General features: G+C 74.6%; 23 protein-coding genes. 12 read left to right on the top strand and 11 right to left on the bottom strand.

All coding sequences use genetic code 11. The features are described 5' to 3' along the window. Positions 1–45: 45 nt before the first annotated feature. From rosag_RS06640 to rosag_RS06615, 6 genes are read right to left on the bottom strand one after another with little or no spacing between them, the layout of a single operon-like run. Positions 46–258, bottom strand: a complete 213-nt coding sequence (locus rosag_RS06640; protein WP_284349275.1) for a DUF350 domain-containing protein — start codon at positions 256–258, stop codon at positions 46–48. A gap of 43 nt (positions 259–301) precedes the next feature. Next, positions 302–487: a hypothetical protein gene (locus tag rosag_RS06635; RefSeq protein WP_284349274.1), complete on the bottom strand. Its 186-nt coding sequence runs from the start codon at positions 485–487 to the stop codon at positions 302–304. Then, positions 484–1,839 (bottom strand): DUF4178 domain-containing protein, encoded by a 1,356-nt coding sequence (locus rosag_RS06630; RefSeq protein ID WP_284349273.1) that lies wholly within the window; start codon positions 1,837–1,839, stop codon positions 484–486. The genes rosag_RS06635 and rosag_RS06630 overlap by 4 nt, the downstream gene beginning before the upstream one ends. After that, entirely contained in the window at positions 1,821–2,483 is a 663-nt protein-coding gene (locus tag rosag_RS06625) for a DUF4178 domain-containing protein (RefSeq protein ID WP_284349272.1), read from the bottom strand. Before rosag_RS06625 ends, rosag_RS06630 begins: the two co-directional genes overlap by 19 nt. Further along, on the bottom strand, positions 2,480–2,866 hold the full coding sequence (locus rosag_RS06620) for an S-adenosylmethionine decarboxylase family protein (RefSeq protein WP_284349271.1): 387 nt from the start codon (positions 2,864–2,866) through the stop codon (positions 2,480–2,482). The genes rosag_RS06625 and rosag_RS06620 overlap by 4 nt, the downstream gene beginning before the upstream one ends. Continuing rightward, on the bottom strand, positions 2,863–3,936 hold the full coding sequence (locus tag rosag_RS06615; RefSeq protein ID WP_284349270.1) for an SPFH domain-containing protein: 1,074 nt from the start codon (positions 3,934–3,936) through the stop codon (positions 2,863–2,865). Before rosag_RS06615 ends, rosag_RS06620 begins: the two co-directional genes overlap by 4 nt. Before the next feature lie 424 nt (positions 3,937–4,360). On the opposite strand from rosag_RS06615, the gene gnd reads away from it, so the two are divergent. From gnd to rosag_RS06595, 4 genes are all read left to right on the top strand, one after another. Then, positions 4,361–5,314 (top strand): phosphogluconate dehydrogenase (NAD(+)-dependent, decarboxylating), encoded by a 954-nt coding sequence (gnd, locus tag rosag_RS06610; RefSeq protein ID WP_284349269.1) that lies wholly within the window; start codon positions 4,361–4,363, stop codon positions 5,312–5,314. Next, positions 5,311–6,840, top strand: coding sequence for a glucose-6-phosphate dehydrogenase (gene zwf / locus rosag_RS06605; RefSeq protein WP_284349268.1), 1,530 nt, complete (start codon positions 5,311–5,313; stop codon positions 6,838–6,840). Before gnd ends, zwf begins: the two co-directional genes overlap by 4 nt. A 175-nt stretch (positions 6,841–7,015) precedes the next feature. Beyond that, positions 7,016–7,783, top strand: coding sequence for a 6-phosphogluconolactonase (gene pgl / locus rosag_RS06600; protein ID WP_284349267.1), 768 nt, complete (start codon positions 7,016–7,018; stop codon positions 7,781–7,783). A gap of 23 nt (positions 7,784–7,806) precedes the next feature. Beyond that, positions 7,807–8,220 (top strand): META domain-containing protein, encoded by a 414-nt coding sequence (locus rosag_RS06595; protein WP_284349266.1) that lies wholly within the window; start codon positions 7,807–7,809, stop codon positions 8,218–8,220. Positions 8,221–8,239: 19 nt separating this feature from the next. On the opposite strand, the gene rosag_RS06590 is transcribed toward rosag_RS06595, so the two are convergent. Next, positions 8,240–8,722, bottom strand: coding sequence for a hypothetical protein (locus tag rosag_RS06590; protein WP_284349265.1), 483 nt, complete (start codon positions 8,720–8,722; stop codon positions 8,240–8,242). Between the two features lie 123 nt (positions 8,723–8,845). Here rosag_RS06590 and rosag_RS06585 point away from each other — a divergent pair, with 123 nt between their 5' ends. The 4 genes from rosag_RS06585 (at position 8,846) to rosag_RS06570 (ending at position 14,203) form a co-directional block, all read left to right on the top strand. After that, entirely contained in the window at positions 8,846–11,389 is a 2,544-nt protein-coding gene (locus tag rosag_RS06585) for a M28 family peptidase (protein WP_284349264.1), read from the top strand. Between the two features lie 14 nt (positions 11,390–11,403). Beyond that, on the top strand, positions 11,404–11,943 hold the full coding sequence (locus tag rosag_RS06580; RefSeq protein WP_284349263.1) for a GNAT family N-acetyltransferase: 540 nt from the start codon (positions 11,404–11,406) through the stop codon (positions 11,941–11,943). A 193-nt stretch (positions 11,944–12,136) separates the two neighbouring features. Next, the gene (locus rosag_RS06575) at positions 12,137–13,984 is read left to right on the top strand and encodes a DUF5979 domain-containing protein (RefSeq protein ID WP_284349262.1); all 1,848 of its coding nucleotides are present in this window, start codon (positions 12,137–12,139) and stop codon (positions 13,982–13,984) included. A gap of 51 nt (positions 13,985–14,035) precedes the next feature. Beyond that, the gene (locus tag rosag_RS06570; RefSeq protein ID WP_284349261.1) at positions 14,036–14,203 is read left to right on the top strand and encodes a hypothetical protein; all 168 of its coding nucleotides are present in this window, start codon (positions 14,036–14,038) and stop codon (positions 14,201–14,203) included. 77 nt (positions 14,204–14,280) lie between these two features. Here the strand turns inward: rosag_RS06570 and rosag_RS06565 are convergent, their stop codons facing one another. Beyond that, the gene (locus rosag_RS06565) at positions 14,281–14,721 is read right to left on the bottom strand and encodes a DMT family transporter (RefSeq protein WP_284349260.1); all 441 of its coding nucleotides are present in this window, start codon (positions 14,719–14,721) and stop codon (positions 14,281–14,283) included. A 308-nt stretch (positions 14,722–15,029) separates the two neighbouring features. On the opposite strand from rosag_RS06565, the gene rosag_RS06560 reads away from it, so the two are divergent. Beyond that, positions 15,030–15,728 carry a phosphatase PAP2 family protein gene (locus rosag_RS06560; protein WP_284349259.1) on the top strand — a complete coding sequence of 233 codons (699 nt, stop codon included), beginning with the start codon at positions 15,030–15,032 and terminating at the stop codon, positions 15,726–15,728. A 208-nt stretch (positions 15,729–15,936) separates the two neighbouring features. Here rosag_RS06560 and rosag_RS06555 read toward each other — a convergent pair whose 3' ends face one another. Next, positions 15,937–18,315, bottom strand: a complete 2,379-nt coding sequence (locus rosag_RS06555; RefSeq protein WP_284349258.1) for a GAF domain-containing protein — start codon at positions 18,313–18,315, stop codon at positions 15,937–15,939. A gap of 257 nt (positions 18,316–18,572) precedes the next feature. On the opposite strand from rosag_RS06555, the gene rosag_RS06550 reads away from it, so the two are divergent. The 3 genes from rosag_RS06550 (at position 18,573) to rosag_RS06540 (ending at position 23,205) form a co-directional block, all read left to right on the top strand. Continuing rightward, positions 18,573–18,998, top strand: a complete 426-nt coding sequence (locus rosag_RS06550; protein WP_284349257.1) for a hypothetical protein — start codon at positions 18,573–18,575, stop codon at positions 18,996–18,998. Positions 18,999–19,085: 87 nt separating this feature from the next. Beyond that, entirely contained in the window at positions 19,086–20,852 is a 1,767-nt protein-coding gene (locus rosag_RS06545) for a M28 family metallopeptidase (protein WP_284349256.1), read from the top strand. A 355-nt stretch (positions 20,853–21,207) separates the two neighbouring features. Next, the gene (locus rosag_RS06540; RefSeq protein WP_284349255.1) at positions 21,208–23,205 is read left to right on the top strand and encodes an Ig-like domain-containing protein; all 1,998 of its coding nucleotides are present in this window, start codon (positions 21,208–21,210) and stop codon (positions 23,203–23,205) included. An 8-nt stretch (positions 23,206–23,213) separates the two neighbouring features. On the opposite strand, the gene rosag_RS06535 is transcribed toward rosag_RS06540, so the two are convergent. Beyond that, the gene (locus rosag_RS06535) at positions 23,214–23,930 is read right to left on the bottom strand and encodes an energy transducer TonB (RefSeq protein ID WP_284349254.1); all 717 of its coding nucleotides are present in this window, start codon (positions 23,928–23,930) and stop codon (positions 23,214–23,216) included. Between the two features lie 182 nt (positions 23,931–24,112). Further along, complete coding sequence (locus tag rosag_RS06530) at positions 24,113–25,009, bottom strand: universal stress protein (protein ID WP_284349253.1); 897 nt, start codon at positions 25,007–25,009, stop codon at positions 24,113–24,115. Positions 25,010–25,051: the final 42 nt, after the last annotated feature.

Below are 25,051 nucleotides of genomic sequence, written 5' to 3'. Positions count from 1 at the left end.
GAGGGGCGTCCCGAGGACGTTCACGCAGCACGATGCACGCAGCCTTCAATGAATCGCCGCCGCGATGATGATGGACAGCCCGATCGCGATCCCCGCCATCACGATCGCCATCGCGGTGTTCTTGTCGCGGATGATGTCGTGCCACAGGTCGCCCGGCGTCAGCTTGTCCACCACCACGAAGGCGATCACGAAGATGACGATGCCGAGCAGCGCGAACAGCACCGCCGCGATCAGGTTGGTCGAGAGGTCGTAGGTCATGCTCGGGTCCGGGTCGGGGAGGCGGCGGCTGGCGGATGCTCGGCTACTTGCCCAGCCGGTAGCGCGTGGAGCTGCGGTAGACCGTCCGGTAGGCGCCGGGGTTCTCGCGCACGGAGCGCGGGCCCACGCGCGCCTCGCCGGCGCGGATCGGCGTCCAGCCGCGCAGGTCGGCCCAGGCGGCGCCGGCCAGCACCAGCAGGCCGAAGATGGCGTAGAGCGGCGTCCTCATTCGTCGTCGTCCTCGTCGTCGCTGCTGGAAGGCGCGTGGTCGCTCTCCGCCCACCGCCGGGTCTCGAAGCTCGCCGCGCGCAGCGTGCCGAGCACCGGCGGGATCGCCAGCGCGATCAGGCCGAGCAGGTAGTAGACGAGGTTCGGGACGTCGCGGCGCACGCGCACCGTGTACGCGATGCTGCGCCCCGCCGCGTCGCCCGACGGCTCGACGCGCAGGAAGTAGCGCCCGCCCGGCACCGCGCCGATGCGCGCACGGTCGGTGCGCGAGCCCTCGCTCCATCGGCCGTCGCTGTCGGTGCCGCTGTAGTAGCTCACCTCGCGGCCGAAGTCGTACACCTGCCCGGTGGCCTCGTTGATCAGCGCGTACTCCACGTAGAGCCACTGGTTGTCCACGCTCGCGTCGGTCTCGACGACGACGTTGGACTGCGCGCCGTCCAGCGTGAACGCGGGCGTCACGAAGGCCGTCCCCGCGCCGCGCGTCACCGAGTCGATCGCCGACGTGGGCGCCGCGACGTCCGCCGACGTGCCGCGGAAGACGTACTGCCGCGAGAACGCCTCCGCGTTGCGCGCGGTGACCGCGCGGCCGAGCAGCGTCACCATCAGCAGCGCGACGAGCACCGCGAACGTCGTCCACAGCGCCGCCACCTTCCCCCTGTGGGGCGACGGCTGGTTGCTGTAGATGCCCTTCGGCGCGGGCGGCTTCCCCTCGACCTTGAAGGCGCGCCAGACCGCGTCGCCGTCGACGTACGTCCCCAGCGACCACGTCGTCTCGTCGTCGGTCGACTCGGCGCTCAGCGCGCGCGGCGGCGCCACGTAGTCGCGCACCTCGACGTGGTCGCCCGTGCGCACCTCCCACGGGAACTCGCCGATCACGAACGTCGTCTCGACGCGCGCCGTCTGGAAGTGCCTGAAGCTCTCGCCGCCGTAGCGCGCGACCGGGTGCGCGAGCCCGCCCACCTCGGGCAGCGCCTGCAGCGGCACGACGTCGTTCCAGTGGCCGTCGTACTCGGTGAGGTAGCGGAAGCCGTGGTACGGGTTGAACAGCAGGTACTCGCGCCACGACCACGTCCCCCCGCCCGAGCGGATCGTGCGCTGCTGGAAGCCGATCACCTCGTACGGCGCGCCGCGCCACTCGCCGCGGGCGCCGAGCGGGATCAGCGGCGCGACGCGCATGCGCGCGGCGGCGCCCTGGAGGATCGCGAGGTTCGGGTCCTTCGCGTCGAGCACCGCGGTGCAGCTCGCGCAGGCGACGGTCTGCGTCCACGCGAAGCCGCGCAGCACGATCGCCGCGCCGCAGCTGGGGCAGCTCAGCGCGCGGACGGCGCGCGCGGTCAGCGCGGGAGCGGCCATCCCTCGAACTCGCGCAGCCCGCCCAGCTGCAGGCTCTCGAAGGTCACGAACTCGCCGGCGAAGAAGAGCGGCGGGTCCTCGCTGTAGTCGATGGTCGCGAAGCGCGCCGACGGCGTGCGCAGGTCCGCGAACGGCACCTCGGCCTTGTCCCAGTAGACGAAGGGGAGCTCCCCCTCGACGCCGCGGTAGCGCGCGCGCGTCACCGACGTGACGGTGTACATCTCGCCGCCGTGCTGCAGCGTCATGCCGCGCATGATCCCCCGCCCCTGCCCCAGCGGATCGCGCGGCAGCGCGGGCGTCGGCTCGACGAGCTCCGTCACCGCCCACTCCAGCTGCGCGTCGGAGAGCCAGCCGCCCTTGCCGTCGTCGAAGCGCAGGTGCCACTCGCTCCAGGCGCCGCGCGCGTGCTCGTAGACGATGCGGCCGACGACCGTGAAGCCGCGGTTGCGCCAGCGGCCCGTGGCGCCGCGCTGGATGGGCGACGCGTCGGGCGGCACGTCGCCGACCGTGCCGACGCGCATCAGGTCCACGTCGTGGCGCACGAGCACCGACTGACAGTAGGCGCACGTGGTCTGCACGGCGCCGGACCAGATGAAGAGGACCGGCGCGCCGCAGTTCGGGCAGTTGGCGGTGCGTCCGGTCATGCGCCGACGGTCGCCGGTCGCCCCGCGTATGCCCGCTCCAGCCGCCGCACGCGCACGTCGGTCGCGCCGACGTGGCGCGCGAGGCCGTTGGCCCAGTCCCACTCCGCGCGCGGCACGCAGCAGAACAGGTTCAGGCAGAGCGACGCGTGCTCGGGAAAGGTGTGCACGGCGAGGTGCGACTCGGCCAGCAGCACGAGGCCCGTGATCCCCGCGGGCCCCGGGAACTGGTGCCACTGCGCCGGCGCCACGGGACGCAGCGCGAGCGTCGCCACCAGCTCGTCCACGAGCGCGCCGAGCGCGCGCGCGTCGCGCAGGCGCGCCGCGTCGCACCCGAACGCCTCGAGCACCCACTCCACGCCGCCCACGTCGGCGGGCAGGGTCACTCCTGGGTCCCTCCGCACTCCGGGCAGAACTTGGCGCTGCGCGGGATCGACTTGCCGCAGTGCATGCAGAACTTCGTGTCGGCGCCCGCGGCGCGCGACGCCGGCGCGTCGGCCGGCGCGCCGGGCGACATCCCGGCGCCGGTCGGCGGCCCGCTCGGCGGCGTGGGCACGCCACCGGGCGCGGTCGGCGGCGGCGGGGCCTGACCGCCACCGCCCATCGCCTGCGCCATCGACTGCCCGATGATCGCGCCGGCGCCAAGCCCCGCGCCCAGGCCGGCCACGCCGCCGCCGCCCTCGTTGGCGGCGGCGATCGGGATCGCCTGCGCGGCCTGGAAGCGCGTGTAGTCGCCCAGGTTGCCGACCATGTTCATGCCGATGCGCTCGTCGAGCCGCTTCTGCAGCTCCTCGGGGAGCGACAGGTTCTCGACGGTGAACGACTCCAGCGCGAGGCCGAGCTCCTTGAACGCGGGCGCGAGCTGCGCCTCGATCGCCTTGCCGACGGCGAAGGTGTTGGCCGCCATGTCGAGGAACGGCACCGCGCTCTGCGCGAACGCCTCGGACATGCGCGAGACGACGAGGTTCTTCAGGTGCGGCTCGACGTCGGCGACGCGGTACTCCTCGCGCGTGCCGCTCATCGCCTGCATGAAGGCCACCGGGTCGGCGACGCGCCAGCTGTACATGCCGAACGCGCGCAGCCGCACCATCCCGAAGTCCTTGTCGCGGATGGTGACGGGGTTCTGCGTCCCCCAGCGCTGCGCGGTCTGCACGCGCGTGGAGAAGAAGTAGACGTCGGACTTGAACGGGGACTCGAAGAACTTGTCCCAGTTCATGAGGTTCGTGAGCAGCGGCAGCGTCTGCGTGCCGAGCGTGTAGCGGCCGGGCTGGAACGTGTCGGCGACGCGCCCCTCGTTCACGAAGACGGCCAGCTGCGACTCGCGGACGGTGAGCGAGGCGCCGTTCTGGATCTCCATGTCGGCCATCGGGAACCGCCAGGCGAGCACGCCCTGCTCGCTCTCGGTCCACTGGATGACGTCGATGAACTGCTTGCGGAAGAAGCCGCCGAGGCCCATGCGAAAGCTCCGAGAGGAGGACGGGGACGGCCTAATGTGCCGGACGGGCGGTCCCTGGGGAAGACTACGGACGGGGGCGGTCGCCTGTTACGGCGGCATCCGGTGTGCGCGGGGCTGCGGATCCTGAGCATGCACCGTCGCGCCGGGCCCCTTGGGCTCTTGGGGAGGATACGGATGCTCCGGATGCAGCGGATGCTTCGGATCGCTCCGCGTGGCGGCGACGTCCTGTGCGCATCGAAAATCGATCCGCATGATCCGACGGATCCGGAGCATCCGTATCCTCACCAAAGGCCAACAGCCCAGGTGCGACGACGGCTGCCGAGGGCACGAACCAAGATCCGCAGTACGCAGCACCGTGCCGTGGAGCTCGGTTTCGTGGCCTGACTCCCGCGATATCTTGCCCCCAACTCCACGGAGGATCGCGATGCGGATCGGCATGGTGGGGCTGGGGCGCATGGGCGCCAACATGGCGGCGCGCCTGGCGCGCGGCGGGCACCAGGTGGTGGCGTTCGACCGGTCGCCGGACGCGGTGCGCGCGGCGGTCACCGCCGCGGGCGCGAACGTCGAGGGCGCGGGCGCGCTCGAGGAGCTCGTCTCCAAGCTCGGCGCGGGCCCGCGCGTGGCGTGGGTGATGGTCCCCGCCGGCGACCCCACCGAGCAGACGGTGGCCGCGCTCGGCGCCCTCCTCGACAGTGGCGACGTCGTCGTCGACGGCGGTAACTCCAACTACCAGGAGAGCATCCGCCGCGCGCAGGCGCTGCGCGCGCGCGGCGTGCGCTTCGTCGACGCGGGCACGAGCGGCGGCATCTGGGGGCTCGCCGAGGGCTACTCGCTGATGGTCGGCGGCGACGACGACGCGATCGCCGCGCTGCGCCCCGCGCTCGAGACGCTCGCGCCGGCCGCCGACCGCGGGTGGGGCCACGTCGGCCCGGTGGGGGCGGGCCACTTCGCGAAGATGATCCACAACGGGATCGAGTACGGCATGATGCAGGCGATGGCCGAGGGCTTCGCCATCCTGCGGCACAAGGAGACGATGGGCGACGCGCCGCACGCGTTCGACCTCGCGCAGGTGGCGGAGATCTGGCGCCACGGCAGCGTCGTGCGCAGCTGGCTGCTCGATCTCGCCGCGCGCGCGCTGCACGAGGACGGGCGGCTGTCCGCGATCGCGCCCGTCGTCGCCGACTCGGGCGAGGGACGGTGGACGGTCGCGGAGGCGATCGCGCTCGACGTGCCGGCGCCGGTCATCACGCACGCGCTCATCGCGCGCCTGCGCTCGCGCGACGCCGAGGGCTTCGGCGACCGGATGCTGGCGGCGCTGCGCAACCAGTTCGGCGGGCACGCGGTGCAGAAGACGTCAGCGACGGGAACGACGCCGTGAGCGCGCTGACGGCGCCGGCGGAGGGCAGCCGGCACGACGACACGCGCGCGTGCGATCCGGCGGTGTTCGTGATCTTCGGCGTCACGGGCGACCTGTCGAAGCGGAAGATCCTCCCCGCGCTGTGGGCCAACCATCGCGACGGGCGCACGCCGGCGGGCTGCTGGATCGTCGGCACGAGCCGCGACGCGGCGCTCGACGACGCGGCGGTGCAGGAGATCGCGCGCGAGGCCGCGCTGGCCGCCGGCGGCGAGCCGGCCGCGGTCGAGGCGTGGGTGAAGAAGTACGTCGGCGGCGTCACGGGCACCGCGGAGGATCTCACCGCGCTCAAGGCGCGCGTCGAGGCGGTGGAGGCGGCGGCCGGCATCCCGCCGCGCCGCGTGTTCTACCTCTCGCTGCCGCCGACGGTGTTCCCGGCGATGATCGAGGCGCTGGGGCGCACGGGGCTCTCGCGCGCGGAGTCGGGCCACGACGACGGCCCGGACGGCGGCTGGTCGCGGCTGGTGATCGAGAAGCCGTTCGGGCACGACCTCGCGAGCGCGCGCGCGCTGAACGCGCTGATCCACCGCGCCTTCGACGAGCGGCAGGTCTACCGCATCGACCACTACCTGGGCAAGGAGACGGTGCAGAACCTGCTCGTCTTCCGCTTCGCCAACGCGCTGTTCGAGTCGCTGTGGAACCGCGACCACATCGAGAGCGTGATGATCACGGTCGCGGAGACGCTCGGCATCGAGGGGCGCGCGGGGTACTACGAAGGGGCGGGACAGCTGCGCGACATGGTGCAGAGCCACCTGTCGCAGCTCTTCGCGCTGGTGGCGATGGAGGTGCCGTCGCGGCTGGACGCCGACGCGGTGCGCGCCGAGAAGCTGAAGGTGCTGCGCGCGGTGCGGTCGCTGGTGCCGGACGACGCGGTGTTCGGGCAGTACGAGCCGGGGCGCATCGACGGGAAGGACGGGCCGCAGGACGTGCCGGGCTACCGCGAGGAGCCGGGCGTGGCGCCGAGCTCGCGCACGGAGACGTTCGCGGCGCTGACGCTGCACGTCGAGAACTGGCGCTGGCAGGGCGTGCCGTTCCACCTGCGCACGGGCAAGCGGATGCTGCGCCGGCTGACGGAGATCGAGATCAAGTTCCGCCGCGCGCCGGTGTGGATGTTCCGCTCGGGGCAGGCCGACGCGGCCGAGCAGGGCGCGGGGATGGGGACGCTGCACCGCAACACGCTGCTGCTGACGCTCCAGCCGGACGAGGGGTTCAGCCTCTACATCGACGTGAAGGCGCCGGGCGAGCCGTTCCGCATCCACCGGCTGCCGCTGCACTTCAACTACAAGGAAGTGTTCACGGTGCTGCCCGAGGCGTACCAGACGCTCCTGCTGGACGTGCTGCAGGGCGACCAGACGCTGTTCGTGCACGCCGACGAGGTGGAGACCAGCTGGGCGCTGTACGCGCCGCTGCTGGACGGGCGGCGCGCGGTCTATCCCTATCCCGCCGGGACGTGGGGCCCGCTCGAGGCGGCGCGCATCTCGTCGCGATGACCGATCCCTTTAAGAGAGCAACGGCAGCAAGGATGAGATCGGACAAGATCTGATAACGACGGATGGCTCCGTATCGGACGACGTCCCGAGCCGCCGCACGGAACATCGGCGGTCATCCGATCTTCTCAGATTTCATCCTTGCTGCTCTCCGATCGGCCAACCCACCCTGACGCGAATGTCCGCCCCCCACGACCAACGCATTCGACCGGAACTCGTCGTCCTCGCCGACGCCGACGCCGTAGCCGACGAGGCGGCGACGCGCGTGGCCGCGGCGATGCGCGAGGCGGTCGCGGCGCGCGGACAGTGCGTGCTCGCGCTCTCGGGCGGCAGCACGCCGCGCAGGCTGCACGCGCGGCTGGTGGCGATGGGCGCCGAAGCGCTGCCGTGGGCGCAGACGTACATCGTCTTCGGCGACGAGCGGTGCGTCCCGCCCGACGACTCCGCCAGCAACTTCGGCATGGCGCGCGAGACGCTGCTGGCGCACGTGCCGGTGCCCGACGCACAGGTGCTGCGCATGGAGGGCGAGCGCCCGCCCGCCGACGGCGCCGAGCGCTACGAGGCCACGCTCCGCGCGCTCGCGACGCGGCTCGGCGTCGCCGAGGAAGACGCGCTGTTCGACGTCGTCCTGCTGGGCATGGGCGCCGACGGGCACACGGCGTCGCTCTTCCCCGGCGATGCGGCGCTCGACGAGACGACGCGCTGGGTGCTCGACGTCTGCGCGCCCGCGACGTACGCGCCGCGCGACCGGCTGACGCTCACCCTCCCGGCACTCTCGCGCGCGCGCACGGTGCTGGTGCTCGCCGGCGGGGCCGAGAAGCGCGACGCGGTCGCGCACGCGCTCCGCGGCGACGCCGATGCGCGCGAGACGCTGCCCGTGGCCCGCGTACGTGGCCGCGCGCGCACGACGTGGCTGCTGGACCGCGTCGCGGCGGGCCACGCGTGACTCGCTCCTCCACCGGCGCTCGCATGTCGACCCGCGTCGCGACGGCCGTCCTCCCGCTCGCCCTCGCCGCCTGCGTCACCGCCGCCACCGGCAGCTCGGCCGCTCCGATCGAGGACGTCGACTGGCGGCTGCTCGACGTCGCGGGGCGGCCCGCGCTCGTGGGGCCGGCCGCGGTGCGCCTCCGCTTCCAGTCCGACAGCGGGCGCGCGGTCGGCGACGGCGGCTGCAACCGCTTCGGCGGCCCGTACGTGCGCGACGGCGCGTCGCTGCGCATCGGGCCGCTCGTCTCCACCCGGCGCGCCTGCATCGACGACGCGGCGACGCGGCAGGAGTCCGCCGTGCTGCGCGCGCTGGAGGCCACGCGCCGCCATGCCGTCAGCGGCGACACACTCGTGCTCTCGGGCGACGCGGGGCCGCTGGTGCGCTGGGTGCGCTGACGCGCCGTCCGGCACGCGCTCAGCCGAGGAACGGCACCTCCCGCGCGTCGTCGCTCAGCGCCGCGGCCACCGCGCCGCCCGCCGCCTCGTAGCGCGCACGCCGGCTCGTGGTGCTGCCGTGGAGCGCGAACCGCCGCCCGCCGGTGTGCAGCACCAGCCCGTAGGTCGCCGTGCGGCCGCGGCGCTCGACCAGCTCCACCGCCGTGATCCCCTCGTACCGCAGCGTGCCCTGCTCCCGACGGAAGAGCGTGCGCCGCGACCAGTGCACGCGCTGCTCCGCCGTCCGGAACTCCGCCACCCGGTCCTCGTAGGCGGCCAGCGCGGCGACGGCGACGAGCGTCATCGCGCCCGCGCCCAGGATGGGCGAGCCCTTCATCGGCGGCGCGAGCGGCAGCGACAGCAGCAGCACGGCGCCGACGAGCAGCGCACCCGCGATCCAGAGCCAGGCGACGTCGTGCGCGCGCACCACCAGGGTGCCGTCCGGTCGGTAGAGGGTCGTCATGCGGCGAGTGGGGGACGCGCCATGATACACGCGCCGCGCGGCGCGCGCCGCAGCGGCTTGGAACGCCGCGCGACGCGGCGCATGTTAGGAGGCCGCGCCTCCCTTCCCGCCCACGCCGCCCTCATGCCCCGTCCGTCCCGCGCCGCCCTCGCGCTCGTCGTCGTGTCCGCCCTCGCGTCGGTCGGGAGCGCGGCGCACGCGCAGCCCGCCCTCGACGACGCCACCGTGGCGTGGGAGCGCGGCGAGTACCCGCGCGCGCTGCGGCTGCTGCGCGACGTGCTGCGCGGCCCGAGCGCCGACCGCCAGCGCGCCGCGATCGCCACGCTCACTGGCGAGCGCTATCGCGTGGACTCGCTGGCGGCCGACGGGCGCGCCGCGCGCGTGAGCGCCGACGGCCGGCTGGCGCTGTGGGAGACCGGCACCGGCGCGGCCACGCGGACGCAGATCGTGCGGCTGGAAGGGGGCACGCCGCCGGTGGCCACGATCGCGGCGGGCGGCGTGGCGCTCTCGCCCGACGGCGCGCGCGCGGCGTTCCTGCGCGTGCCCGACGCACCCGAGCTGCGCGAGGCGCGCGCCGAGGCCTCGCGGCTGCTGGCGGCCGGCGACCGCGAGGGCGCGCGCGGCGCGCAGCTGCGCGCCCAGGAGCTGGAGGGACGCCTCGCGACGCTCGTCGTGCGCGACCTCGCCGGCGGCGCCGAGCGCGTGGTGGCCGGCGAGGGGATCGCGAAGCGCGCGCTCGCGTTCGGCGCCGACGGCGCGACGCTGTTCGTGCTCGGGCGCGCGGCGAACGGCGCCGACACGAGCGTGTTCGTGAGCCGCGACGGTGGCGCGCTCGCGCCGTTCACGCGTGCGAAGGTGTCGGGCAGCGAGCTCGCGCTGGCGCCGGGCGGACGGCACCTGCTGGTGACCGGCGCCGGCGGCCGCACGCCGTCGTTCGCGGTCGTCGACGCGGGCAGCGGCGACGTGCGCGCCTTCCCCGGCCTGCAGCCGCACGTCGCCGGCAACGGCTCGGCCCTCACCTGGCTGGTGCGCGACGGGCGCGAGTTCGGCGTGCGCCTGCTGCGTCTCGATCGCGCGCTGGACCGCGCGGGTGAGCCGGCGACGGTGAAGCGGACGACCGACAGCCTCGAGACGCCCGTGCTCTCGCCCGACGGGCGGCGCCTCGCGTTCGCGGCGATGCCGGCGCAGGACTGGGAGCTGTTCGTGCTGGACGCGAGCGGCGACAGCACGACCGAGCGCCGCCTGACGCGCGAGCTGCAGCACGACCGCGTGCCGCGCTGGCTCGACAGCGCCACCGTGCTGGCCGTGAAGGGCGAGCCGCGCCACCGCCGCTCGTACGCGTACGACGTGCGCACGGGCACCGCGACGAAGCTGTTCCACAACAACACCGTGCGCACCATCGCGCCGGAGTACGAGTGGGCGCCGACGCCCGACGGCGCGCGCCTGCTGATCGTGGCCGAGCGCGACGGCGACACCGTGTCGCCCGAGCGGAGCGTCTACCTGCTGGACCGCCGGCGCGAGGTGACGACGGCCGACGTGCTGGCGCGCGTGGAGCGGCAGCTCGCCGCCGAGGAGGCGCTGCGCGAGCGCACGGCGCGGCAGTTCGCGCCCATCCGCGACGCCGTGCGGCGCGCGACCGACAGCGTCTCGATCGAGCGGCTGTACGGCTACCAGAAGGCGCTGTTCGACTTCGGGTCGAAGCACGTCACGCGGCCGGGCAACGCGCCGGCGCGCCAGTGGATCGCCGACGCGTTCCGCGCGTGGGGCTACGAGCCGGCGTTCCAGGAGTTCACGCCGCGCAACGCGCCGCCCACCGCCAACGTCGTCGCGACGCTGCGCGGCACCGAGCATCCGGAGCTGGTCTACGTCGTGGGCAGCCACTTCGACTCGCGGGCCGAGGGGCCGGGCGCGGACGACAACACGAGCGGGACGTCGATGCTGCTGGAGACGGCGCGCGTCCTGGCGAAGCACCCGCTGCCGGCGACGGTCGTCTTCGTCGCCTTCACGGGCGAGGAGGCTGGCCTGCTGGGCAGCCGCGAGTTCGCGCGCGTGGCGAAGGCCGCGAGCTGGAAGGTCGTCGGCGCGATGAACAACGACATGATGGGCTGGTCGAACGACCAGCGGCTGGACAACACGATCCGCTACTCGAACCCCGGCATCCGCGACGTGCAGCACGGCGCCGCGCTCGGCTTCTCGCGGCTGGTGACGTACGACGCCGTCTACTACAAGAACACGGACGCGCACGCGCTCTACGACGCTTGGGGCGACGTCGTCGGCGGCTTCGGCTCGTATCCCGTGCTCGGCAACCCGCACTACCACCAGCCGCACGACGTGCTGGAGACGATCAACCAGGAGCTGGTGACCGAGACGACGCGCGCCAACGTCGCGACGGTCATGCTGCTGGCGTCGAGCCCCTCGCGCCTCACGAACCTCACCGCCGCGCGCGCGGGCGACGTGGTGACGCTGCGCTGGACGCCGAGCCCCGAGCGCAACGTGCGCAGCTACCGGGTGGCGCACGGGCCGGCGGAGGATCCGCTGCGCACGGTGACGACGGTGTCGGGCCCCGAGGCGCGGCTGCGCATCCCCGCGGGCCACGTCGTCTCGGTGCGCGCGGTGAACGCGCGCGGGCTGGAGGGATGGGACTGGGCGCGGGTGGTCGCGCCCTGAGCATGGAGGGCAGGATGATGCGACCCGACGCCGGCGCCGTGCAGGTGCGCGAGGCGCGCGACGACGAGCGCGAGGTGGTGCGCGCGCTCACGCTCGCCGCCTACGCGGAGTACGCGAGCGTGATGACGCCGACCGCGTGGGCGGGGCTGGACGCCGCGGTGCGCGCGGCGCTCGACTCCGACGCGCCGGCCGAGCGGCTGGTGGCGGAGCACGACGGGCGCGTGGTGGGCAGCGTGATGCTGTTCGCGCCGTCCACGGACGCGTACGGCGGCCTGACCGCGGGCGCGCCGTGGCCCGAGCTGCGGCTGCTGGCCGTCGCGCCCGAGGCGCGCGGGCTGGGCGTGGGCGCGACGCTGCTGGAGGAGTGCGTGCGCCGCGCGCGGCGCGCGGGCGCGACGGTGCTGGGACTCCACAGCTCGCGCAGCATGCGCACGGCGATCGGCATGTACACGCGCCGCGGCTTCGTGCGCGACCCGGCGCACGACTTCACGCCCGAGGGGGCCGAGCTGGTGGAGGCGTACCGGCTGGCGCTGGACGGAGAGCCGCACCGCTAGCGCCGCCGGATGGCGCGTACGGCCTGGAGTGCCGGCGGCGGCGTGAACGCGGCGCCCGCTTGCGTTCCGGCCCGGGGCACCTACTGTGGCGAGACGACATCGACCGGGCAGTCCTCACGGCAGGCGCCGGATCCGAGCTCCCGCTGGCGCCTTGCGGTGGTAGATCCCCTGGGTGCTCGCCTGGAGGTAAGCCATGCGCCGTCTCGCGCTCGCTGCCCTCACCGCGGCTCTCGCCGCCGCCGCCGTCGCGAGCTGTCGCGACGCCGCGGGGCCCATCCGCCCCGCCCTCAGCGACCCGCCGGCCGTGCGGCTCGCGCGGGGAGCGGCCGGGTTGACCGCCATCTGCCACGCCGCGGGCCGCGCGGAGGACCCGCGGTTCGTCGAGCTCCGGCTGCCGGCGAACGCCGTCGACGAGCACCTCGGCGAGCAGGGCACGCCGATGGCCGGGCACGAGCAGGACTACCTCGTCACCGAGCGCACGCCCTGCCCGCCGCCGGACGAGCCGGGCGAGGTCCGCATCTGCAAGGTCGGCGCGGCCGGCATCCCCGCCGGGACGCCGTTCAGCTTCGTGGTGAACGGCGAGGACGTCACGGTGTCGGCCGGCGCCTGCACGTCGCTGCCGTTCCGCGTGGGCACGACCGTGAACGTCGCGGAGACGGTGCCGGCGAACATGGTGCTGATGGGGCTCACGCTCGCGCCCGCCGCCGCCGGCACGACGGACCTCGCGGCGGGCACCGCGACCGTCGTCGCCGGCACCGACGTCGCCACGCTCACCTTCACGAACCGCCTCAACGTCGGCTTCCTGAAGGTGTGCAAGGCCAGCAGCGGCACCCCGGCCGTGACGGGAAGCTTCACGTTCAACCTGACGGGCGTGCCGGGCACGACGTCCGTGAGCGTGCCGGTGGGCCAGTGCGTCTTCGTCCCGAACACCAACCCCGTATCGGGGATCGCCGCCGGAACGGTGGTCACCGTCACCGAGGTTGCGAACCCGAGCACGCAGGTGGGCAGCATCACCTGCGTGCCGACGTCGGGGTCCGGAAGCTGTGCGACGAGCGGCCAGACGGCGACCGTGACGATCGCCGCGAACATCACGAGCGAGGTGACGTTCGCGAACCGGGTGAACGTCGGCTTTCTGAAGGTCTGCAAGGCCAGCAGCGGCGCCGCGCCCGTGACGGGGAGCTTCGCGTTCAACGTCTCGGGCATTCCGGGCACGACCTCGGTCACGGTGCCCGTGGGGCAGTGCGTGTTCGTGCCGAGCACCACGGGGATCACGGCCGGAACGGTCGTCACCGTCACCGAGATCCTGAGCCCGAACACGCAGATCGCCAGCATCACGTGCGTGCCGACCTCGGGCCCGGGGAGCTGCACGTCGAGCGGCCTGGCGGCGACCGTGACGATCGGCGCGGGTCTCACGAGCGAGATCACCTTCACGAACCGCGCGGTCGGCCAGCTGCAGGTGTGCAAGACGGGCGGCGTCGGAGTCAGCGGAGCCTTCGCCTTCGCGGTCGGCGACGGCGGCGCACCACAGAGCCTCACCGTGCCGGTGGGCGCGTGCGTCGTGAGCAGCGTGTACCCGGTCGGCACCGTCGTGACGATCACGGAGACCATCCCGGGCGGGTTCAGCGCCCCGACCTTCACCGGCTGCACGCCGACCGGCACGTCCGGCCAGTGCCGCGTGACGATCGTCGCGGGGACGAACACCGTCACGTTCAACAACACGCTCGCGCCGACCGGTCAGCTGCAGGTGTGCAAGGTCGCGGGCACGGGCGTGACCGTCGGGACGAACTTCTCATTCGGCGTGAGTCCCGGGGGTGCGACGTACACCGTCAGCGCCGGCACCGGGCCGGCGGGCAACTGCGTGCTGGACGGCACGTACCCCGCCGGCACCGTGGTGACGATCACCGAGACGATCCCCGCGGGCTACAACGCGCCGACGTTCACCGGCTGCACGGCGACCGGCACGCCGGGCCAGTGCCGCCTGACCATCGTGACGGGGACGAACACCGTCACGTTCAACAACACCCAGGCCCAGGGCTTCTGAAGGGTGTGCAAGGCGAGCGGCACGCCGGTGGTGACGGGGACGGTCGTCACCGTGTCAGAGCTCGTTCCCGTCGGGACGACGCTCCCCAGCATCACCTGCGTGCCGAGCGCCGACGCGGGCAGCTGCACCGTCAGCCTCGCGGGCCGCTCGGCGACCGTGACGATCGGCGCGAACCTCACCAGCGAGATCACCTTCGCGAACCGGGTGGCGAGCCCGTAGTCGACGACCCGTCGAGCGTGCGGTCGATGGGGGCTTCTCGCGAGGGAGGCCCCCGTCGTCACGCCCGAGGCACTCTTTCAGCGCCGCAGCGTCAGCAGCGCGCCCGCGAGCACCAGCGCGACGCCGGTCACGCGCCCGACGTCCATCGACCGCCGCGCGAAGCCGATCAGCCCGAAGTGGTCGGCGACCAGCGCCATCGCCAGCTGGCCCGCGACGACGAGCATCGTCAGCGTCGTGGCGCCGAGTCGCGGTGCGATGATCGTCACCGTCGCGACGTAGACGGCGCCGAGCGCGCCGCCGACCCAGTACCACCACGGCAGCCGCGCGAGCGTCGCGACGTCGGGCAGCGTGGGACGCTGCACGAGCACGAACAGCGCGAGCGCCAGCGTCCCGACGCCGAACGACACGAGCGCGGCCAGCCCCGCGTCGCCGAGCCCCGCGCGGAGCTGCGTGTTGACGCCGGCCTGCACGACGAGGAGCGCACCGACGAGGAGCGTGAACGGGATCAGCGGGAGCATGTACGGACGATTGGATGTTCGGCGGCCGCGCGGTCGATCGGCCAGGCGCAATCTCGCGGGCATGGGATCCGAACGGCATGGGACAGGATGACAGGACTTGCAGGATTCACAGGAACGCTCCGCGTCGTGCGACGCTCCGCGCCGCCAGGAAGCGCTGTGAATCCTGTGAATCCTGTGAATCCTGCAAATCCTGAAAATCCTGTCCGAGCCGTTCGCTCTTCGGGTCCGGCGCCTCCAGCGATTCCCGTCGAGCGATCCACCGCCCCGCCCGCCGCCGCGCTGGCCCACTCCCTGCCCGATGGGTGCGCATGCCCGCCCCTGCCGCCCCCATCGCCCGCCCCACGTCGCGCCGCGCGTCCGCGCGTGCCGCGCAGCTCGCCACTGCCGCCGCCGCGAGCGGAGCGCTCGTCGCCCTCGCGCTCGTGCGGGTGATGCACGACGACGAGCTGGCGATCGACCGCCGGGTACAGCGCATCGGCCGCACGCGCTTCGGCGCCGCGCCGCGTGCCTGGCTCCGCGGCCGCCGCCGCTCGCGCGCGCGCCTCGCGTTCGACGCGATCGGCACGCTCTCCAGCGACTGGGCGACGACGATCGCGGGCATCGCGGCGGGGCTCGCGGTCGCGCGCCGGCACGGCCTCGCGCGCGCGCTGCCGGTGGCCGTCGCCGTGCCCGCGACCAACCTCGCGCACGGCGCGGTGAAGTACTCGCTGCGCGAGCCGCGGCCGATCGTCGCGCACCTCACCGGCAAGCACACGCCGAGCTTCCCGAGCGGCCACGCCGCGCGCGGCGCCGCGGCGGCGGGCGTCCTCGCGCACGTCGCCTCGCGCGAGGGACTCGTGCCGCTCGCCGTCGGGCTGCCGATCGCCGCCGCGGTCGCCCTCGTCAGCGGTGCGCAGCGCGTCTGGATCGAGCGCCACTGGGCCACCGACGCCGTCGGCGGCTTCGCCCTCGGCGCCGCGGTGGCGGCGGGCGTCGCGCGGCTCTACGACGCGCTCGGCGAGGCCTAGCTCCGGCGCGCCGGACCCGTTTGCCTATTGGAGAGGATGCGGATGCTCCGGACCTGAGCGGATCGTTCGGATCGCTCCGCGTGATGGCGACGTCCCATGCACCGGTGCGGAGGCGATCCGGAGCATCCGCATCATCCGGAGCATCCGCATCCCCCCAAAGGCAACGGCAAGGATGCAAATGCCGTTCGCCGTTCGGGCGCGACGCGCCTCAGCGCACCAGCGGCAGCAGCAGCGTGAACGTCGATCCCTCGCCCACCACGCTGCTCGCGGTCAGGTCGCCGTCCATCGCGCGCGCGAGGTCGCGCGCGATCGCGAGGCCCAATCCCATGCCGCCCGCGCGGCGCGTCAGCGACGGGTCCACCTGCACGAAGCGGTCGAACACCGTCGGCAGCTTCTCCGCCGGGATGCCGATGCCCGTGTCGCGCACCGCGATGCACACCCGTGCCCCCTCCACACGCGCGCTCAGCGACAGCGCGCCGCGCTCCGTGAACTTGATCGCGTTCGTCAGCAGGTTGATGAGGATCTGCTGCAGCCGCTCCGAGTCCGCGCGCACCACGAGCCCCGGCGGTCCGGGCTGCACGTCGAGCGTCAGCGCCTTCGCCTCCACCTGCGGGCGCATCACGCCGGCCACCGTGTCCAGCGCCTCCGCCACCGACACGTCCTGCAGCTCGTAGGACAGCCGCCCCTGCTCGATGCGCGCGAGGTTCAGCAGGTCGTTCACCAGCGCCGCCATCAGGTGCGCGCTGCGCGCGATGCGGGCCAGCGCGTCGTGCTGCTCCGGCGTCACCGGCCCGTGAATGCCCAGCTCCAGCAGCTGCGCGTGGCCGATGATCGCGTTGGCGGGGCTGCGCAGCTCGTGCGAGAGCACGTTCAGGAAGTCCGACTTCGCGCGGCTCGCCTCCTCGGCGTGCGCGCGCGCCGCGCGCTCCGCCTCGAACAGGCGCGCGCGCTCCATCGCCTGCGCGCACAGGCTCGCGAGCGCGAGCAGGAACGCGCGCTCGTCAGGCGCGAACGCGTGCGGCCCCGCGAAGCTCGCCGTCAGCGCGCCCACCACCGCGCCGTCGCGGCGCAGCGGCAGCGCCGCCCACGCGCCGCTGTCGGGGAGGAGGGGACGCGTGTCGTAGCCGGCCGCGGCCCAGGCGTCGCGCGTGCCCAGGAACACCGGCTCCCCCGTACGCGCGACGTCGCGCACCGGCACCGGCACGTCCACCGGGAAGTCGGTGTGCGCCTGCGCGGTGTGCGCCGGAAAGCCGACCGTGTGCACCGGCCGCCACGTGCGTCCCCCGTCCACCAGCTCCAGCACCGCGCCCGCGCGCGCGCCGGCGGTCATCAGCCCCTCGCGCACCACCGCCACGACGACGTCGCGCGGCGTCAGCGCGCCCGACAGCGCCGCGGTCACCGCCTGCAGCCGCTCGGCGCGGCTCACGGCGCGCTCGGCCTCCGCACGCGCGGCCTCGGCATCGGCGCGCGCGGCGCGCTCGGCGTCCAGCAGGCGCGCGCGCTCCAGCGCCAGCGCGCACTGGCGCGCGTACGCCAGCATGAAGGCACGCTCCGCCGCGTCGAACGCGCGCGGCGTCACGAACGTCAGGGCGAGCACGCCGAGCACGCGGTCGTCGACCATCAGCGGCAGCGCGGCCCACGCGGCCGCCGCGCCGCCCGGCGCGTCGCCGACGCCGATCGGTCCCTCCATCGGCGCCTGGTAGCCGGCCGCGTCCCACGCCGCGCGCGAGCCGACCAGCACCGGACGCGCGTGCCTCGCCGCCTCGGCCGCCGGCGTGCGCGAGTCGGCGTCGAGGCGCGCGTGCTCGCGCCGCACCACGTCGCGATAGCCGATCGCCTCCAGCAGCACGAGCGCGCCGTCGTCCGGCTGCCGCTCGAACACGCCGCCGCCCGAGGCGCCCATCGCGTCGGCGACGTGCGCGAGGATCAGGCGCGCGGCCTCCGCGCGCGTGAGCGGGCGCGCGAGGTCGTCGCTCAGGCGCTGCAGCCGCTCGGTGCGGTCGACGGCGTGGCTCGCCTCGTCGCTGGCGGCGCGGCCGGCGGCGCGCAGCGCGATCTCCAGCGACGCGACGGCGGCCAGGTCGTCGAGCACCAGCAGGTCGGCGGCGCTCCACGCGCGCGGCTCGAAGTCCACCACGCACAGGCTGCCGAGCAGCTGCGCGTCGGGCGTGCGGAGGGGTACGCCGAGGTAGGCGCCGATGCCCGCGTCGCGCGTGGCGGCGTTGTCGCGGACGCGCGGATGCGTCGGCGCATCGTCGATCAGCAGCGGCGCGCCGTCGCCGACGACGTGCTGGCAGTACGAGCGCGAGAGCTCGACGGGCGTGCGCCAGTCGTCGGGGATGTGCGGCGGCACGACGTGCGCGGCCACCGGCACCTGCGCCGCGTCGGTGACGAGGTTCACCTGCGCGAGTGGTGCGCGCAGCCCCACCGCGGCCAGCCGCGCGACGCGCTCCAGCGCCTCCACGCGCTCGTCCGCGAGCAGCCCGGTGGCGCGGATCGCCGCCAGCCGCGCCGGATCGCGCAGCGTCGCCAGCAGCCGTCGCTGCGCGTCGCTCGCCGGGTCGGGATCGATGGTGCCGCTGGACATCGCGAGTGATTGCTGCGCAGCGTCGCGGCCGCGGAGCGCCTGGGCGTCCGCGGCCACGGGTATGCCGGGAAGGTATCGCCCGCCCCCCCCGTCGCAACCGCGCCGGCTCGCCGCGGGCGTCACGCCGCGCGCCGCGCGCGCCGCGACGTGCGTCACGCGCGCGTCCGCCGGCGCGTCACGCGGTGGGTCAGCTGTCCCACGCGCGGCGTCGGGGTGGCCGGTAGCGTGACGGCATTCGCCACCCGCTCCCCACGCCCATGCCCAGCCCGTACGATCCGCGCCACGCCGTGAAGGTCGGCGGCTCGCTCTACATCAAGTCGAAGAACACGCGCCTGATGGCGGACATCGCGCCGACCGCCGACGTCCTCGCCATCATCCAGCCGCCGACGCTGGTCACCTGGCTCGGCGCCGTCCCGGCGGATCGGCGGTGGCACCGGATCCGGCACGGCGGGCGCGTCGGCTACGTGTTCCACAGCAACCTCGCGTCGACGCGGCCCAGCATGCAGCTGAGCGTCCAGGACTGCGGCCCCTGTGGCGGCACGGGCGCCGTGATGTCGACGACCGCGCCGCCGAACGTGTGCGCGTTCGAGCCGTGCCGCGCCTGCGGCGGCGACGGGCGCGTGGACCGACGGAAGATCGACCCGAAGGGCTTCGTCGCGTCGGGGACGGCCTGGAAGGGGTGAGGCGGTTGCCGGGCGCGGTGCCCGGCACGAGACTCAGAGATGCGTCGTCGCCGCCCGGGCCGACGTCCTACCGAACCTCGTCGCCTGATGCGCCATCCGTCGATCGTCCGCAGCGCCGCGCTCGCGTGCGCGGCCGTCACCCTCGCCCTCCCTGCCACCGCACGCGCGCAGGCGCGCACGCAGGCGCCGGCCGCGCCGCGCCAGGCACTGGAGAGCATCACCGCCGACGGCCTGCTGTCGCGCATCCGCGTGCTGTCGAGCGACGCGTTCGAGGGGCGCGGCCCCGGCACGCGCGGCGAGGACAGCACCGTCGCGTACCTGACGCGCGAGTTCCAGCGGCTGGGCCTCGCGCCCGGCAATCCCGACGGCACGTACGTGCAGGACGTGACGCTCGTCGGCTACACGGGGCGCGGCACGGCGTCGTTCACCGCCGGCGGGCGCACGATCGCGCTCGAGCCGCTGAAGGACATCGTCGCCGTCGCGCGCCACGCCGCGCCCGAGAACGTCGTGCGCGGCAGCGACGTCGTGTTCGTCGGCTACGGCGTCGTCGCGCCGGAGTACGGCTGGAACGACTACGCGGGCGTCGACGTGAAGGGGAAGACGGTCGTCATCCTCGTCAACGACCCGCCGGTGCGCCGCACCGGTGCGGCCGCGAACGACACGAGCGAGCGCGCGCTCGATCCCGCCATGTTCCGCGGCCGCGCGATGACGTACTACGGCCGCTGGACCTACAAGTACGAGGAGGCCACGCGGCAGGGCGCGGCGGCGGCGATCATCGTCCACGAGACGGGCCCCGCGGGCTATCCGTGGGAGGTCGTGAGCGGCAGCTGGGGCCAGGAGAACTTCGACATCCGCTCCCCCACGGGCGAGCCCGCGCGCGTGACGGTCGAGGCGTGGATGACGAACGAGAAGGCGCGCGAGCTGCTGTCGGCCGCCGGGCAGAGCTTCGACGCGCTGAAGGTCGCCGCGCGCACGAAGGGCTTCCGCGCGGTGCCGCTCGCGAACACGACGGCCGACCTCAGCGTGCGGAACACGGTGCGCGAGGTGCGCTCGCGCAACGTCGTCGCGCGCCTTGAGGGGAGCGATCCGCAGCTGAAGGCGCAGCACGTCGTCTACACGGCGCACTGGGACCACTTCGGCCGCGACACGACGCGCCAGGGCGACCAGATCTTCAACGGCGCGCTCGACAACGCGAGCGGCACCGCGGCGCTCGTGCAGATGGCGGAGGCGTTCACGAAGCTGCCGCAGCGGCCGCGCCGCTCGCTGCTCTTCCTCGCGGTGACGGGCGAGGAGCGCGGCCTCCTGGGCGCGAAGTTCTACGCCGAGAACCCGCTCTGGCCGCTGGCGACGACGCTGGCCGACATCAACATGGACGGCGTGAACCAGTGGGGCCGCACGCGCGACCTCACGGTCATCGGACTCGGCAACTCGACGCTCGATGACGCGCTGACGGCGGTGCTGCGGCCGGCCAACCGCGTGGTCCGTCCCGACCCGCAGCCGGAGAAGGGCTTCTTCTACCGCTCGGACCACTTCGAGTTCGCGAAGAAGGGCGTGCCCGCGCTGTACGTGGAATCGGGCGTGGACTTCATCGGTCGCGCGCCGGACTACGGCATGAAGAAGCGCGAGCAGTACGAGGCCGAGGACTACCACAAGCCGTCGGACGAGATCAAGCCCGACTGGGACCTCAGCGGCGCGATCGAGGACCTGCGCGCGCTGTTCCAGGTGGGGTACGGCGTGGCGAACGGGGGGACGTGGCCGACCTGGAAGCCCGGCACGGAGTTCCGCGCCGCCCGCGAGGCGATGCTGAAGCAGTCGCCGTCAGGCGCGCCGCGCGTGACGAAGGATCCGCGCTGAGGGAGCGCGCGCGTTTGCAGCTTCGTGGGGCCGGCTCCGTCTCGGGGCCGGCCCTTCGTGCATCCTGATGTCAGCGCGCCGGCGGGGACGGCGCGACGCGGGCTGCGGCTCCCAACGATCGCGGCCGCTGCGGAGCCTCACGGCTGCGCGTGAGTCTCCTTGCTGCGATCGAGGTCGCCTCCGCCCGTGTCGCGCCGTCCCCGCCACCTGCATCGTCGTCACGCTCGCCGCTCGCCGCTCGCCGCTCGCCGCTCGCCGCTCGCCGCTCGCCGCTCGCCGCTCGCCGCTCGACGCTCGCTGTTCACGCTCCGTCCACACTCTTGTCCCGACGCAGGTTCACGCCGTAGGGTGCAGGATGCGGCATCGGCAGCAACTGCTTCACATCGCGCGGACGGTCGCGCTCGCGCTCGTGTTCGCGCTCGGACTCGCCGGGTGCGGCGAGGGCGATCCCGCGCCCGTGGGTCCGCCCGCCGTCGCGACGGTGGGCCTCAGCAGCGCCACGCCGACCATCGCGCCGGGCGACTCGCTGGTGGTCGTCGCCGCCCCGGTGGACGCGAGCGGGCAGCCCGTCCCGGGCGCCGCGGTCACGTGGACGTGGTCCGACTCGCTGGCGATCGCCGGAGTCGCCGACGGTGCGACGCTGCGTCTGCGCGCGCTGCGTCCGGCCACGCTGCAGGTGTTCGCGCACTCGGGTTCGGCCAGCGGCGCGCTGCAGCTGACGGTGCGCTTCCCGGAGCCGAGCGCGATGCGCGTGGTCGTGTCGACGGGGGACAGCCTCGTCGTCGGTGGCGCGCCGCTCGTCTTCGTGACGGTGTTCGACAGCCTGGGACGCACGGTGAGCGACCGGCAGCCGCTCCTCACGACCGCCGATCCGACGATCGCGGAGATCCGCTTCTCGAGCGCCGGGCCGCGCCTGCACGCGCTCGCGCCCGGCCGCACCGAGGTGATCGCGACGCTCGGCACGCTGCGCGCGAGCGCGGCGGTGCGCGTGTGGGCGCCGCCGCGCTACGTCTTCCCCGACACGTCGGTGCTGCTGCCGGGGCTCGCGCGCGCGCTGCGCGCGCAGGAGCTGCCGATGGACCAGCAGGCGCGCGTGATCACCGCGGACGGCTGGCGCACGTCGGCGCCCGGCGTCGCGACGGTGAGCGCGAGCGGCGAGGTCACCGCGATCGCGCCCGGACGCGCGACGATCTCCGCGATCGTCGGTCCCGACACGCTGCGCGCGCTGGTGGTCGTGAAGCCGCCCGCCGCGCCGATCGAGTTTGTGGACGTCGTGCCGCGCGCGCCGTGCGCGGTCGCGCGCGACGGCGGCATCTACTGCTGGGGGAGCGGCTCGTACGGCCAGCTCGGCACCGACGAGATCGTGGACCGCTGCGAGAGCTTCCAGCCGTTCAGCGGCGCGGGGCGCATGTGGTGGGTGCGTTCGGCGTATCGCTGCAGCGCGCTCCCCGTGCGCGTGCAGAGCGCGTCGCGCTTCGTCGCTGGCAGCGGCAACGGCTCGGGCGTGTGCGGACTCACCGACGCCGCGACGGTGGAGTGCTGGGGCTACGTGCCGACGGCGGCGCGCACGTCGACCGTTCCCGTGCCGATCGCGCCGGGGCTGCGCGTCGCCGCCGTCGACGGCACCTGCCTGCTGACGACCGCGGGCGCGGTGCACTGCTGGGGCGGATGGTCGGCGCCGATCTTCGGCGACGAGTCGCGCACGGCCGACCTGCCGCGACCCGTGCCGAGCCCCGTCGCGTTCCGCCAGATCGGCGTGGGGCCGAGCCACCTGTGCGGCGTGACGGCGGACGGCGCGGTGTACTGCTGGGGCTCGAACTACGCGGGCCAGATCGGCGTCGCGGACTCGCCGCAGGCGCCGGGCTGCTTCACCGCGTGCGAGCCGAGCCCGCGGCGGGTGGAAGGGGTTCCACCCGCGCGGCTGGTGCGGCCGGTCGCGTTCGCGTCGACGTGCGCGCTCGACCTCGCGGGCGTCGCGCGCTGCTGGGGCCAGGCGCTGACGAACGGGCGGCGCGAGAACTCGCCGCTGCCGGCACCGATTCCCGACGCGCCGCCGTTCGTGTCGCTCGCGAGCGGCGGCAGCGCGGCGTGCGGGCTCACCGCGAGCGGCGAGACGTGGTGCTGGGGCTCGTCGTTCTTCCGGCGCGATGGGACGGTCGGCGATCTGCGCGAGCGCGCCGAGCGCGCGGCGCCGGACTTCCCGCTGCGCGCACTCTCGGTGGACGTCGGCGCCGCGTGCGGGCTCGGCGTCGACGGTGTGCTGTGGTGCTGGGGCCAGGGGCTGCTCGGCGACGGCGTGGTGCCGGCGAGCCCGTTCGCGTGGCGGATCGCGCGGGTGGCGGGGCAGCGGTAGCAACACGCTCACCGCGTCAGCGCGAACACGAACGGCTGCCGCACCAGCTGCCGCACCGCCCGCCCTCCCGCCTCCGCGGGCCGGAACCGCATCCCGCGCAGCGCCTGACGCACCGCCTCCTCGAACAGCGGATGCGCGCGCTCCGCGAACCGCACCGACGCCGCCTCCACGCGGCCCGTGGTGTCCACCACGAACTCGGCCACCGCCGTCCCCTCGACGCCCGCGCCACGCAGCGTCTCGGGATAGCGCGGCGCCACCCCGCGCAGCGGCTCCACCGCGCGCTCCACCAGGTGCGACGCCCACACGCCATCGGCCGGCGCATCGCCGCCGCCCGCGCGCGCTCCACCGGATACCGCCTCGGAAGGCGCGCCGAGCGCGCGCCGCTCGAAGAAGTCGGGCGGGAGCGTCGGCGGACCGGGCACCGGGATCTCCGTCGGCACCTCGATCGGCGCCGGCAGCTGAGGAAGCGCGGGCGCGGTCGGCTGATCCGGACGCGCGGGCGTCGTGGACTCGCGCGGCTGTTCAGGCGCCCGCGGCGCGTCGGGCACTGGCGGCGGCGCCTGATAGACGATGGTCTCGTCGGGCGGCGTGGGCGGCGCGGTATCGCCGCGTGCGGTGCCGACGACCACGAGGACGATCAGCCCACCGTGCAGGACGACGCTCGTCACCAGCCCGCGCGTCGAGCGACGGCGGCGACGGCGGGACTCCGGCAGTTCGTGCAGCATGTGCGACGCTCCGCAACGTGAGGAACGCCGGCGCGCGGGCGGATCCCGCGACCGGCTGTCGCCACGTTGCGCACCGCGCATGAGCCGCCGATGGCGGTCGCGTGACGCGTCGATGAGCGCTCGATGAGACGTGCGTGAACCGCGGATGAAGGAACGATGACGACGCGCTGCGTTACTGCGCGTCATCCCGCGTGCGTCAGCCACACCGGGCACGGCGCGCGGTGCACCACCGCCGCCGCCACGCTCCCCTCGATCAGCCGGTCGCCCGCGCCGTGCCGCGGATGCGTCGCCAGCGCCAGCAGCTCCGCGCCCTCCTCGGTCGCGACCTCCGTGATCGCGTGCGCCGGCCGGCCGTGCGCCGCCTCCTCGGCCACCACCGCGAGGCCCGCCGCGCGCAGTCGCGGCGCCAGCCCGTCCGGCTCGTCCACCACCTCGCGCGGCAGCCGCTCCGTCAGTGCCACCATCGGATCGAGGATGGTGAGGATGGCCGCCTGCGCGCCCGGCGCGCACAGCGCCGCGACCTGCGCCAGCGCGCGCTCCGCCGACGCGTCGCCCTCGGTCGCGAGCACGACGTACGCCGGCCACGACTCCGTCGCGTGCGCGGGCGCGCCGGGCGGCACCAGCAGCACCGGCACCGGCGCCTCGCGCGCCACCGGCAGCGCCACGCTCCCCAGCAGCGCGCGCGCGAGCGTGCCGCGCGCGTGCGTCGGCAGCACCAGCAGCTCCGCGTCGTGCTCGCGCGCGCGGGCGACGATCGCCGGCGCGGGCTCGCCCTCCTCCAGCCGCGTGTGGATCGTCATGCGCCCGCCGATGCGCCGCGCGAGCGTGGCGAGATACTCCCGAGCGTGCGCCAGCGCGTCCGCGCGCGCCTGCATCAGCGACTCGGCGTCCGCGGTGGGCGCGACGAGCGGTGGATCGACCGTCAGCGGCGGCATCGGCCGCACGACGTGGAACAGCTCCAGCGCCGCGTCCAGCCGGCGCGCGGCCACCGCCGCGAGCTCGAGCGCGCGCTCGCCCTCGGCCGTGCCGTCCACCGGGGCGACCACGGTGCGTGCGCGGTCAGTCGTGAAGTCGCTCATGGGGCCTCCCCTCGAGCTCGGGTGGAAGCAGCCCGCTGCGCC

The organism is Roseisolibacter agri (assembly GCF_030159095.1).
GTDB lineage: Bacteria > Gemmatimonadota > Gemmatimonadetes > Gemmatimonadales > Gemmatimonadaceae > Roseisolibacter > Roseisolibacter agri.
This window is presented reverse-complemented; position numbering and strand designations above follow the sequence as displayed.